9 protein-coding genes and 1 pseudogene are annotated in these 11,780 nt (G+C 72.1%); 2 read left to right on the top strand and 8 right to left on the bottom strand.

Annotated elements, in window-relative coordinates:
- Positions 1 to 79: 79 nt before the first annotated feature.
- Positions 80 to 505 carry a hypothetical protein gene (locus tag AB8A24_RS17620; protein ID WP_328965110.1) on the bottom strand — a complete coding sequence of 142 codons (426 nt, stop codon included), beginning with the start codon at positions 503 to 505 and terminating at the stop codon, positions 80 to 82.
- Between the two features lie 88 nt (positions 506 to 593).
- Positions 594 to 1,091: pseudogene (locus AB8A24_RS17615) on the bottom strand (transposase family protein); the annotation flags it as partial.
- Positions 1,092 to 1,423: 332 nt separating this feature from the next.
- Here AB8A24_RS17615 and AB8A24_RS17610 point away from each other — a divergent pair.
- Both AB8A24_RS17610 and AB8A24_RS17605 read left to right on the top strand, forming a co-directional pair.
- Positions 1,424 to 2,641, top strand: a complete 1,218-nt coding sequence (locus tag AB8A24_RS17610) for a 4-hydroxybenzoate 3-monooxygenase (protein WP_369476514.1) — start codon at positions 1,424 to 1,426, stop codon at positions 2,639 to 2,641.
- Positions 2,642 to 2,765: 124 nt separating this feature from the next.
- Positions 2,766 to 4,520, top strand: a complete 1,755-nt coding sequence (locus tag AB8A24_RS17605; RefSeq protein ID WP_369476513.1) for a methyltransferase — start codon at positions 2,766 to 2,768, stop codon at positions 4,518 to 4,520.
- Between the two features lie 11 nt (positions 4,521 to 4,531).
- Here the strand turns inward: AB8A24_RS17605 and AB8A24_RS17600 are convergent, their stop codons facing one another.
- The 6 genes from AB8A24_RS17600 to AB8A24_RS17575 all read right to left on the bottom strand — a co-directional run bounded on the left by AB8A24_RS17600 (position 4,532) and on the right by AB8A24_RS17575 (position 11,692).
- Positions 4,532 to 5,416 (bottom strand): hypothetical protein, encoded by an 885-nt coding sequence (locus AB8A24_RS17600; RefSeq protein ID WP_328965113.1) that lies wholly within the window; start codon positions 5,414 to 5,416, stop codon positions 4,532 to 4,534.
- A 94-nt stretch (positions 5,417 to 5,510) separates the two neighbouring features.
- Positions 5,511 to 7,355, bottom strand: a complete 1,845-nt coding sequence (locus tag AB8A24_RS17595; protein WP_328965114.1) for a siderophore-interacting protein — start codon at positions 7,353 to 7,355, stop codon at positions 5,511 to 5,513.
- Between the two features lie 260 nt (positions 7,356 to 7,615).
- A complete protein-coding gene (locus AB8A24_RS17590; protein WP_369476509.1) occupies positions 7,616 to 8,671 on the bottom strand; it encodes an ABC transporter substrate-binding protein in 1,056 nt (351 codons plus the stop codon).
- A 14-nt stretch (positions 8,672 to 8,685) separates the two neighbouring features.
- A complete protein-coding gene (locus AB8A24_RS17585) occupies positions 8,686 to 9,528 on the bottom strand; it encodes an ABC transporter ATP-binding protein (protein WP_369476507.1) in 843 nt (280 codons plus the stop codon).
- Positions 9,525 to 10,637, bottom strand: a complete 1,113-nt coding sequence (locus AB8A24_RS17580; RefSeq protein WP_369476506.1) for a FecCD family ABC transporter permease — start codon at positions 10,635 to 10,637, stop codon at positions 9,525 to 9,527. The genes AB8A24_RS17585 and AB8A24_RS17580 overlap by 4 nt, the downstream gene beginning before the upstream one ends.
- 5 nt (positions 10,638 to 10,642) lie before the next feature.
- Positions 10,643 to 11,692, bottom strand: coding sequence for a FecCD family ABC transporter permease (locus AB8A24_RS17575; protein ID WP_369476504.1), 1,050 nt, complete (start codon positions 11,690 to 11,692; stop codon positions 10,643 to 10,645).
- Positions 11,693 to 11,780 lie beyond the last annotated feature (88 nt).

Raw genomic sequence — 11,780 nt, 5'->3', positions numbered from 1 at the left:
GTACACGGGCGCCCCTCCGCCTTGCGAGGCACCGCACCGGACGACCCGGGCTCACCCGACAAGATCCGAAAGAGACGGCCTAGTCCTCGAAGGGGACAAACTTGGCAAGCGAAGTCCAGTCCAGGGGACGCACGATCGTGGCCAGGCGGGCGAAGGGGTCCTGCGCAGCCGCTTGGAACCACATCACCGAGAGCACCGTGTGCCCAGACTCTGCAATGTCCTCGGGCTGCCACCATGACGTCAGTCGAGCGCGAACCGCCTCTCGCGGCAGCCACTCCTCGACTTGCCCCTCGATATCAGCTCGGAGCTTGTCGAGATCATGCACATACAAATGCGGCGTCGCCGCCATCGCCTTCTCGATGCCCATCAGACGAAAGCGACGGTGTAGCTGCGGCGTCCCTTCGAGCATGCCTTCACGGTCGTCGCTCACCGTGAGTGCACGGAGCTCGGCGCGTATGGGTCCCACCTGATAGCCACGCAACTCGCTATTGCCCGTCTGGATCATGGGTCAGAGGGTAGAGGTGTCCGACAACCGGATCAAAAGACTTTCGCGACACTCCCTGAAGGGTGCTGCAGAAGGCTTGGGCGAAGGTGTGCTCGACCCGGGCGCGAACGCGTCGGTGTTCGGCGTTGTCCTCCCCTGACCGCGCAGGAGGGGCCCGTCCGGTCCTTCAGTGGTGCGGGACGATCAGGCCGGTTCCCAGGCAGGCGCCGTCCGCGACGACCGTCGTGCCGGTTGCCGGTTGCCGGTTGCCGGTTGCCGCGGCCGGCAGGTCCGACTTCCGTCAGGCGTGGGCGTCGGCCTTGTTCCCGGGCGCCGGCCGGGCGGAGGCGACGACCGAGCGGGTGTCCGCGTCGATGACGACCTGCACGTTCGCCGAGAACCGGTAGTTACGGGAGGAGGCGCCGACCGTGCGGTCGCGCCCCGGGACGAGGGTGCCGTCCCCGATCCACGGCCGGCCCACGTCGGCGACCGGCCGTGGGGCCGGTTCCTGCGCGAGGAGTGGCCGCAGGTGCTGGATGCCCCGGCAGGCGGTGGCCGGAGAGATCCCGAAGAGCGGAGCGAGCCGGCGCATGGTGAGGTTCGTGCGGCCACACCGACTCGGCCCGCAACACCCCACCCGTACAGGCGAAATGCCCAGCGTCGAGGCTTCCGCAACACCCTTCAGGCCGCCTGCCGAGCCTTCGTACGACGTGCCACGAAAGGCGCGGACCCCGCTGAGCCCCGGCTCGCACGCGCCGGGGCGTACGGGAGAGCGCGTCCCCCTTCGCACGCCCGGAGCGCACCACCTGCCAGCTGCGGAAACGGGTCTTTGACCCGCTGTCACCGGGCGGCCACGCGAATGCCGATTGTCACTCTATTCCTACCTAGGGATGGTTCAGGTAGGTGTGTGGATCTTCGCGTGCTTATGCTTCACCCGCTATGACGGAACGTCACAACACCCACACGTTATGTGAATCAGCCGATGTGGTCGTCCTCGGTGCCGGCCCCGCCGGGCTCGTTCTCGGAATCCTGCTGCACGCCGCCGGGATCGACTGCGTCATCCTGGAACGTGCCTCACGCACCCAAGTCCGGACCCGGGCCCGCGCCGGGTTCCTCGCCCCGAACACCGTGGAGATCCTGGACCGCCACGGCCTCGCCGACGGCCTGCACCGGCACGGCCGCCGCCACGGCACGTGCGAATTCCGCACGCAGGACGGCCGGTTCCGCCTCGACTACGGAGCCCTCGGCCAGGGCGCGCAGCATCACGTCTACCCGCAGCAGAACCTGGTCACGGACCTCCTGACCCACTACCTCGACCTCGGCGGACGCATCCGCTTCCGCACCGAGGCGCTCGCCGTACGTGACGCCGACGGCACCCGGCCGTCCGTGACGACACGCGAACCCGACGGCGGCACCACCCGGTGGACCGCCCGGTACGTCGCCGGCTGTGACGGACGGTACGGGGCGGCACGCCGCTCACTGCCGCCGGGCGCCGTCCGTCATCACCGGTACGACCACGGGGTGACCTGGCTCGGCCTGCTCGCCGAGGCCCCGCCGAGCCTCGACGCCGTCGGATACGCCATCCACGACCGCGGCTTCGCCGGACACATGGCCCGCACCTCGGAAGTCACCCGCTACTACCTCCAGTGGCAACGCGGCACCCCCGCCGACGCCTGGCCCGAGCAGCGGATCTGGGACGAGCTCGACCTCCGGATGGGTGCAGCGGACCACGGCCCGCTGCGCCGGGGCACGCTCCTGGAACGCGGGGTCTTCGACCTCACCTGCGACGTCGTCGAACCGCTGCGCCACGGCTCGCTCCTCCTGGCGGGCGACGCGGCGAGTCTGCTCGCGCCGGCCGCCGCGAAGGGCGCCAACCTCGCGGTCCTGGAAGCCGAGATGCTGGCCGAAGCCTTGACCGATGCCCTCACCCGGGGCGACACCGCGGGGCTCGACAGCTACTCGGACCGCTGCCTGGCGCACATCTGGCGGGCGCAGGAGTTCACCGGGTGGATGACCCGGCTCCTGCACGCGCCCCCCGACCCCGACCAGGATGCCGGATCGTTCTTCCACGCCGCCCTGCGGCGTTCCCGGCTCGCGTCGCTGCGCACCTCGCGCATCCACCAGGACTGGTTCGCCGAGAACTACGTCGGCGTGTGACCGCCGACGGGCCCGGCCCCGTACCGCTCACCCCGACCTCACCTTCACCCCCTCCACCTGCCTCTCCCTGCCTCGCCCTGCCCTGCCCTGCCCAGCCCCGTACCGGCCCGAGGACACCTCCACGATGACGACGACCCTCCCCGACGAAACGTTGCTCCGGAACGACACCGCCTGCCTGCGCGCGGCAGCCCGGTTCGTCCGCGAGCACGACAGCGCCGCCCTGCTCCCGCTCCTCCTGCCCGGCCTCGGCGGCCCGGACCTGCGGGCGCTGGCCGAGCACTGCCGGTTCGCCCACGCGGGACTGCTGCTCTTCCCGCCGGACGCGGACGGTCTGCGGGCCCAACTCGCCGACTGCGGACTGGCCGTGGACACTCCCTCCCACCCCAGCGTGGTGGTCCGGGAACGTCTCGCCCGGCGCCACCGGCGCGACCCGGCCGAGCTCGACGTCCGGATCCTGCGCCCACAGGTCGACGGCCGCGACGGGGAGCGGCGCGCGGTCGAGGTGTTCGCCCTGACCGTGCCCCCGCACTCCGACCTGGAACCGATCGCCGCCTACGAACGCACCCGCCGGCACGAGGCGCACCTCGCCTTCGAGGTCGAGCATCCGGAGCCACTGGCCCTGCGCGGCCTGTGCGCGATCCTCGGCCGCCACGGCGCGCGGCCCGACGGCGGCGGCTACAACCCGCACGAGGACGGCACGGTCCTCTACTTCACCCTTCCCGCCGACGCGGCCTGCGACTACCGGCGGCTGGAGCTCTACGCGCGGGGCGACCACCGCGACACCCTCGCCGCGCACCTGGACCACCCCGACCGGCACCACCGCCCCCGTCATGACGCACGGCAGCCCGCTGAAACGCTCCTCCACCTCTTCACCGGCGCGTGGACGACACAGGCCCTCGCCACGTTCGCCCGGCTGGGCCTGCCCGATGTCATGGACACCCGTACCGCCCAGCGCACCGAGGACCTCGCCCGGCCGACCGGCACCCACCCCCGAAGCCTCGCCACACTCCTGCGCTACCTGGCCATGCTCGGAGCCGTCGTCGAGGAGCAGGAAGGATTCCGCCTGACCGACCTCGGCGCCCTGCTGCGCGCGGACACGCCCGGGTCGATGCGACCGCTGGCCCTGATGTACGGGGGTCCGTTCTACCGCTCCTTCGGCGCTCTCGACCACGCCGTGCGGACCGGACAGCCGGCCTTCGACCACCTCTTCGGCGAGAACCACTTCGACCACTTCGCCCGCGACCCCGAACTCGCCGCCCTCTTCGACCGATCCATGGCCGCGAGCTCACGGATGTTCCAGCCGCTTCCCGCCCATCCCGTCATCACCGCCGCGGCCCAGGCACCCGAGGCCGCGACCGTCGTGGACATCGCCGGAGGGAACGGGGAACTCCTCGGCCGGATCCTCACGGCGCACCCGCGCCTGCGCGGTGTCCTCCTCGAACGCCCGCACGCCGTCCAGGCCGCACGCCGTCTGCTCGACGCCACGGGCTGCGGCCCGCGCTGCGACTACCGGGCGGGCGACTTCGCCGACGTGCCACCCGGCAGCGACGTCTACATCCTGTCCCGCGTCCTGCACGACTGGGACGACGACCGCTGCCGCGAGATCCTGCGCCACTGCGTCCGCGCGATGCCCGACCACGCGGACCTGCTCGTCGTGGAACGTCTCCTGCCCGTCGACGGTTCCCCCTCGCTGGCCACCGCCTGGGACCTGCACATGCTGTGCAACGTCGGAGGTCGCGAACGCCGGGCCGACCACTACGCACGCCTGCTCGCCGACGCGGGCCTCCAACTCGTCGGCCGCCGACCCCTGCCCCTGGACGCGCACGTGCTGCACGCCCGCAAGGCGGGCGCACCGGACCCCGCCGCACGGCGAAGCTGACCGTACGTCCGTCACCCGTACCGGGTGCGTCGTTCGGGTGGGAGCGCCCGGTGGATCACGCGGAGGGCGAAGGAGTTCGGGGGCTTCCAGACGTGCCGGTCGTCGAACGACCACGCGTAGACGGGGGATCCGTCGCGGACGCAGTCCAGCAGGCCGGGCGCCCCGAGCTCGTGGGCCGACCACGCGTACAGCCGCTGCAGTCTCGGCGCGATCACCCCGAAATCGAGGAGGCGGCCGAAGCCGATCTCCCTCTCGAGGTGGGACCGCACCGTGTCGTGGAGCGGGTACGCGTCGGGGAGCACGCGCGACAGCTGCAAGAAGATCCCGGTCATCTCCACCCTGGGATCGCCGAGGAACGGGGCGAGCGGGCGCAGCCACCCGAGGGCGAGGCGGGGCGCCGCGACGAGGGCGTGGGCGTACAGCACGCGGCACAGGACGACGTTCATGAAGAACCGCTCGGTCTCGTTCTCCGCCTCCGCGAGGTCGCGGTTCTCGAGGTAGGCGGCGACCACGCTCCCGTTGTGCGCCCGGTACCAGGCCCGGGCCGTGGGGTGGTCGGCGAAGGCCCGCCAGTGGTCGACCGTGCGCGCGGAGGCGGGCCCGGGGAGTCCGCCGCTCAGGCCCACCGCCTCGCAGCCGTCCCGGAGGATCCGTTCGTTCACCGCCCGCCACCACGGACTGCCGGGCCGGTCGGCGAACGTCGGCCGCAGCACGCCCCGCCGTACCTGCCAGCGCATGAACGACATCGCCGCCCGGCGGAACGGCAGGTGCTGGGGCGCCTTGCCGAACGGGCCGTGGTAGCAACGCTCCATCAAGGCCATCCGCCCGGTGGGGTCGTCGCGGACCGCGGCGACCTGCTGCCCGGCCCAGGCCGCGGCCGTGATCTCGGACATCATGACGACAGACTCGCACGAACCGGGTCAGGTCGAAGCGCTGCCGTGCCGTGTGCCGTACCCGGTCGGGCACGGCACACGGCACGCCGCTTCGGGGTCAGGCGGTCGGCGCGAGCACCCACAGCCGGTGGTCCCAGCCGACGTCACGGCTCGCGCGTACCGTCAGCCCGGCCCGCTCCGCCAGCGCGGCCACGTCCTTCACCGAGCGCAGACCGGAGCCGAAGGCCGCCGTGAGCCGCAGGTGGTGCAAGGCCGCGTCGATGTCGTCCGGGTCGGCCGCCTCCACCTGCTCGACCAGCACCAGGGCGCCATCGGCCGGGATCGCGGCCGCGGCCTCGGTCAGGGTCAGTACCGCGTCCTCGTCCGGCAGCCACTCCAGCAGCCGGCACAGCAGCAGCGTTCCCGCACCCGACGGCACCGGGTGCGTCTGCGCCACGAGCTCCACCCGGGGCAGTACCTCCGGATCGAGGATCTGCCCGCCCAGGACACCCAGCACCGACGGCAGGGCGGCGATCCGCACCCGCAGCCCGGGGAACTCCTTGACGAGCGCGTTGACGACCGTGCCGGCGCCGTTGCCCGACGCGCCGAGGACCCCCACCGTCGACCAGTCGTAGGCACCGGCGACCCCGGTCGAGACCCAGCGCGCCTCGTCCTCGATCGCGGTACGGGCCGAACCGCCCAGGCGCGCATCGGTGCGCAGAGCTTCGGCCAAGCTCTCCCCGGACGCCGTGCGGCAGCCGTTCGTACCCGAGCGCAGCCGCTCGGCGAGCCCCGCCAGCGACAGGTCGAAGGCGGCCTGGGCGCCGCGCAGGTCGTACTCCTGCGACGAGTGGTCGTCCTCGACCAGTTCCTCGCCCACCGGCGTCAGCCGGTATCCCGCGTCGGTGACCTCGAACACCTCGATCTCCACGAGGTACTTCAGCAGCGCTCCGAGCGAGCGCGGCTCCGTCCCGCTGCGCCGCGCCAGCTCCGCGGGCTCCCGTACGCCCTGGTAGACGAGGTCGACCAGGCCCAGCGTGACGGCCACGCGGATCGTGAGCCCGGGGGCCAGGTCGGTCAGTTCGTGGAGCCGCCCGTGCGCGTCCTCGCCCTCCAGGACATCGGGATCGGTCGGCTCGGCGAGGCCGGGTGCGACCTCGGCCCGCCGCCAGTAGCCGGTGATGTGCGTCTGCTCGCGCGGCACGCCCCGGTCCACCGACAGGTGCCGGCGGATGCCCTTGAGGGTGACGGCCTCACCGGCGGCCCAGACGAACACCGTCCCCGGCAACCACTCCATGTCCCGCACCGCGCGCTCCAGCAGATCGCTGCGCCCGGCCGGGACGCCACCGCGTACCAGCCAGGTGACCTCGGCCTCCGCACGCGTCGGCAGCTCCTGGCGGTGGCTGTCCTCGCCGACCTCGATGAACACCCGGGCCCGGGTCCCCTCGGGCATCTCGTCGAGCCAGCGACCGATCGCGGGCAGCGCGGTCTCGTCGCCGATCACCAGCAGCCAGTCCGCGCCCTCGGGGTGAGCGTGCGACATCTTGGGCCCGGCGATCCAGGTCACCTGGCCCGGAGCGGCCTGCTGAGCCCACGACGAGGCGATGCCGCCGTCGTGCCGGACGAAGTCGAAGTCGATCTCCCCGGCCACCGGGTCGAACCGCACCGGCGTGTAGTCCTTGGAGATCGGCCGACCCTCCGAGGGCCAGTCCAGGCTGCTCACGTTCTGCCGGGGCAGCACCGGCTCCCGGCCCTCCTCCGCGAAGAAGAACTTCACATGGTCGTCGAAGCCCTCCGTGCGCAGCGCCGGGAGGGACAGGCCCGCGTGCTCGAAGGCGTGCAGCTGGGGCCCGCCCAGGGTCACCCGCCGCATCCCGGGCGTGACGTCCGAGACACGCAGCACCGTCAACTCCCTGAGCACGATGGGGAAGGTGACGACCGAGCGGGGACTACGGGTGGACATCCGACTTGCTCCTTCACATCCGTCCGGCAGATCCGGCACGCGGCCACGCTACGACGCCCCGCGCGCCCCGTATCCAACCCGCGGACCACGGCACTGACACCCCGCGCGCAATCCGGACGCCCGCTACCGGTTCGGCAGCCCATACGCCGCTGGAGACGGGTCACGCCTGGCCTCACCGACCAGGTCCGGCCGCTACGCGCCGAGGCCCGCCTCCTGCGGGAGACGGGCCTCGGCGGCGTTCCGCGTGGCGACGCGGGCTCCTACTGGCCGGCGACGGCCTTCGCGAGGAGCGGGGTGACCTGCTCGACGACCCACGGGGCGCTCAGGGCGTCCGGGTAGGCGATGGCCGAGGAGAGCGAGTTCTCCGAGGGGATGACCGTGAAGTGCTTGGTCTTCACCGCGTTCAGCGACTGGAAGAGCTTGTTGGACTCCAGCTCGGTCGCGCTGATCACACCGCGGTCACCGAAGGGGTAGGTGACGAGGAGGACGTCGGCGTCGAGCTGGTCGAGGTTCTCCAGGCTCACCGCGTTCTTGTTCGGCGCGTAGTTCTTCGCCTTGTCGGTCTTGGTGAAGCCGAGCTTCTCGAAGACGCCCGGGTCCTGGTCGGCGTAGGACATGAAGCTGACCTGCTCGGGGTGGACGACCGTGTAGGTGTACGTCTTGCCCTTGAACTCGGGGTGCGCGGCGGCGGCGTCCGTCGTGGCCTTCTCGTTCGCGGCGATGACCTCGTCCGCCTTGGCGCTCAGGCCGAGGGCCTTCGCGGCCGTCTTCAGGCGGTCCTGCCAGGTCATGGTGTCGGCGTGCGCCTTGTCGGTGAAGGTGACCACCGGGGCGATCGGCTGCAGCTTGGCGTAGTCCGCGTCCATCTCCCAGGTGTTCATGCCGAGGATGACGTCGGGGGCCTCGGCCGCGATGGCCTCGTAGGCGGTGCCGTCGGTGTCGTCGTACGTCTTCAGCTTGCCGGCGCCGAGCTTGTCGATGGCGCGCTGCTTGTACTCGGGCACCTTGGCGCCGTCCTCGACGTCCGGGGTGATGACCGGGACGATGCCGAGGGCCAGCGCGATGGCGGTGTCGCCGTCGGAGACCGTCGCGACCTTCACCGGCTTCTTCTTGACCTCGGTCTTGCCCCACGCGTTGGTGAGGGAGACGGGGAAGGCGGCGGACGCGTCGGCGCCGGCGGCGGCCGGCTTGTCCTTGGCGGCGGTCGAGTCCTCGCCGCCGCCGCACGCGGTGAGCAGGCCGAGGCAGGCGGCGGCCGCCGTGAGGGCGGCGAGGGCGCGGGCCGGGCGGCGGCACGTTCTGGGCAGAACGGACATGATGCTGGTGTCTCCTATGTGGGGATGCGACGGCCCAGGGGGAAGATCTGGGGCCGCTCCGATCGGGGATGGGGGACGACGAGACAGTCCAGGCCGAACACCTCGGCCACGGTCTCCTCGGTGAGCACCTCTTCGGGGGTGCCCTGGCGCACGATGCGGCCGTCGCGCATGGCGACGATCGTCGAGGCGTACAGGGCCGCCTGGTTGAGGTCGTGGGACACCAGCACGATCGTCTTGCCGGCCTGCTCGTTGAGGTCGGCGAGGAGGTCCATGACCTCGATCTGGTGGGCGATGTCCAAGTAGGTGGTGGGCTCGTCCAGGAGCAGCGTCGGCGTGTCCTGGGCGAGCGCGAGGGCGATCCACACGCGCTGGCGCTGGCCGCCGGAGAGCTGGTCGACCGGGCGGTCGATCAGCTCGGCCGTCCCGGTCGCGAGCAGGGCGTCCGCGATGACCTCGTCGTCGGTGGCGGTGCGCCGCTGTCCGAACCGGCGGTGCGGGTGGCGCCCGCGCCAGACGAGGTCGCCGACGGTGATGGACTCCGGGGCGACCGGCGACTGCGGCAGGATGCCCAGGCGCTGGGCCACCTCGCGGGTGGACAGGTCGTGGATGTCCTGGCCTTCGAGGAGGACCGAGCCGGCTGCGACGGGCAGCAGCCGGGCGACGGACTTGAGCAGGGTCGACTTGCCGCAGGCGTTCGGGCCGACCAGCGCGGTGATCTTGCCGGGCTCGATCCCGAGGGACAGCTCCTCGATGATCGGCTTCCGGTCGTAGCCGGCGCTGATGCCGCGGGCTTCGAGCCGGAAGCCGGCGTCGGGGGAGGCGAGGTCGGGGGAGGCGAGTACGGGTCGTGCGCTCATGCGGTGGCTCCTTGCCTGCGCCGGAGGATCAGCCAGACGAAGTAGGGGGCGCCGAGCAGCGCCGTGAGGACACCCGTCGGCACCGGGCTGATCAACGGGCCGTGCTGGGCGAGGACATCGGCGCCGAGGACGATGACGGCGCCGATCGGGACGGCCAGGGCGACGGACCGGTCGGCGCCGACCAGCCGGATCGCGATGGGACCGCTGATCAGTGAGACGAAGCCGATCGGGCCGGTGACGCTGGTGGCCAGAGCGGCGGCCGCGGCCCCCACCAGCAGGGTCGCGATCCGGGCGGCCCCCACCCGGGTGCCGAGCCCGAGGGCGAGCTGGTCACCGAGGGCCATGGTGCCCAGGGCGCGGTCCAGCAGGGCGGTGCAGAGCCCGCACACGACGAGCGCGCCCGCCAGCGTGGACACCCCTTCCCAGGTGGCGTCGTTGACGCTGCCGACCAGCCAGCGCATCACCTGTGCGATCCCGTGCTGACCGGCCACCGTGAACAGGTAGTTCACGTAGGCGGTGCACACGGCGCTCAGGCCGATGCCCACGAGGACCAGTCGGTACGTGTCCACGCCCCCGCCGCGCCTGCTCAGTGCGAGCACGGTCGCCACGAGCGCGAAGGCGCCGCCGAGGCCGGCCAGGGAGGTCCCGAAGGGGACCGCCGGGGCGAACAGCAGCATCGTGGTGGCGCCGGCTCCGGCGCCCGCCGAGATGCCGACGATGTCCGGGGTTGCCAGGGGGTTGCGGATGAGCCGCTGGTACAGGGCGCCGGAGAGGCCGAAGAGGGCTCCGGCGAGCAGCGCCGCCAGTGCGCGCGGCATCCGGATGCGGAAGATCACGTAGTCGGCCAGGCCGGTGCGCATCCCGAAGGCGGCGGGCAGGATGTCGCCCGCCGGGATCCGCTCGACCCCGCCGAGCAGTATCGAGGCGACGAGCAGGGCGAGCAGCATCAGGACGAGTACGCAGACGGCGAGGCGGGCTCGGCGCAATCCCGCCCGGTGGGCGCCGCGCAGCCCGGCCGCGGTGGCGGCCTTGAGTTCCGCCGCCGTGTCCTGGGAGGCCTGCCCGAGGCTCCGCGCCCCGTCCGTCCGTGGCGCGTGTGTCTGTGGCATGTCACTCACATCCGGACCAGGTCGCGGCGGCGCGCGAGCCACACGAAGAAGGGGGTGCCGACGAAGGCGGTCATCACCGACACCTGGACCTCGCCGTGGTCGATCACCAGCCGTCCCGCGGTGTCGGCGCCGACGAGCAGGACGGCTCCGCAGACCATGGACAGCGGCAGCGACCAGCGGTGGTCCGTGCCCACCAGCATCCGGGCGGCGTGTCCGGCGACCAGTCCGACGAAGGCCACCGGCCCTACGGCCGCGGTGGCGGCCGCGCACAGCAGCACCGCGACGGCCGCACTCGCCAGCCGGGCCCGCTCCACCCGGACGCCGAGCCCTCGGGCGGTGTCGTCACCGAGGCTCAACAGGTTCAGGGTGCGCCCGAGCGGCAGCGCCAGCAGCAGACCGGTGAGCGCGAACGGGAGTGCCTGGCCCAGGAACTGGCCCCGGCCGGTGAGTTGACCCACCGACCAGAAGCGCAGATGGGCGTAGACGGCCTCGTCGCGCACCACGAGCAGGGTGATCAGCGAGGACATCACCGCGGCGACGGCGACTCCCGCGAGGACGAGGCCGATCGTACTGCTGCCCGCGTTGGTGCGGGTCCCGATCAGGAAGACGAGGACCGCGGTCACCGCCGAGCCGGTCAGCGCCATCCAGAAGTAGCCCTGCACGCCGGACGTGTCGAGGAAGAGGATGCCGAGTACGACGAACACCGCAGCGCCCTGCTGCACGCCGAGAACGCCCGGCTCCGCCAGGGGGTTCATCGTCAGGGCCTGCATGATGAGCCCGGAGGCGCCGAGGGCGGCCCCGACGGTCAGGCCGAGCAGCGTGCGGGGTATCCGCTCCGTCCACAGGACGTCGCCGTTGTAGCCCTCCGCGCTCGGGTGCAGCAGGATCCGCACGATCTCCAGCGGGGATATGTCACGCGCACCGAGGCCGATGCTCGCGATGGTCACGACGGTCAGCATCAGGCCGGCGAGCACCACGACCACCGTTCCGCGCGAGGCACGGGGCCGCGCGGGCGTCGGGGCCGGTGGTGCGTCCGGCGAAGCCGATTGCTTCATGGGTCTTCGGGTACTCCTCACCTGCTCAAGCTTGAAGTTAGGCTAGCCTTACCAAAGCGGGGTCCGGTCCAATGCCGGAGGCGAACCG

Origin of the sequence: Streptomyces sp. BF23-19 (assembly GCF_041106355.1) — a bacterium.
Classification (GTDB): Bacteria; Actinomycetota; Actinomycetes; order Streptomycetales; family Streptomycetaceae; genus Streptomyces; species Streptomyces virginiae_A.
The sequence above is the reverse complement of the archived record's forward strand: the minus strand, read 5'-3'. Positions and strand labels throughout refer to the sequence as shown.

Bases quoted from the DNA above. Each gene is read 5' to 3' on its own strand.
- AB8A24_RS17620 (WP_328965110.1), bottom strand. From the start codon at position 505: ATGATCCAGACGGGCAATAGCGAGTTGCGTGGCTATCAGGTGGGACCC.
- AB8A24_RS17610 (WP_369476514.1), top strand. From the start codon at position 1,424: ATGACGGAACGTCACAACACCCACACGTTATGTGAATCAGCCGATGTG.
- AB8A24_RS17605 (WP_369476513.1), top strand. From the start codon at position 2,766: ATGACGACGACCCTCCCCGACGAAACGTTGCTCCGGAACGACACCGCC.
- AB8A24_RS17600 (WP_328965113.1), bottom strand. From the start codon at position 5,416: ATGATGTCCGAGATCACGGCCGCGGCCTGGGCCGGGCAGCAGGTCGCC.
- AB8A24_RS17595 (WP_328965114.1), bottom strand. From the start codon at position 7,355: ATGTCCACCCGTAGTCCCCGCTCGGTCGTCACCTTCCCCATCGTGCTC.
- AB8A24_RS17590 (WP_369476509.1), bottom strand. From the start codon at position 8,671: ATGTCCGTTCTGCCCAGAACGTGCCGCCGCCCGGCCCGCGCCCTCGCC.
- AB8A24_RS17585 (WP_369476507.1), bottom strand. From the start codon at position 9,528: ATGAGCGCACGACCCGTACTCGCCTCCCCCGACCTCGCCTCCCCCGAC.
- AB8A24_RS17580 (WP_369476506.1), bottom strand. From the start codon at position 10,637: ATGCCACAGACACACGCGCCACGGACGGACGGGGCGCGGAGCCTCGGG.
- AB8A24_RS17575 (WP_369476504.1), bottom strand. From the start codon at position 11,692: ATGAAGCAATCGGCTTCGCCGGACGCACCACCGGCCCCGACGCCCGCG.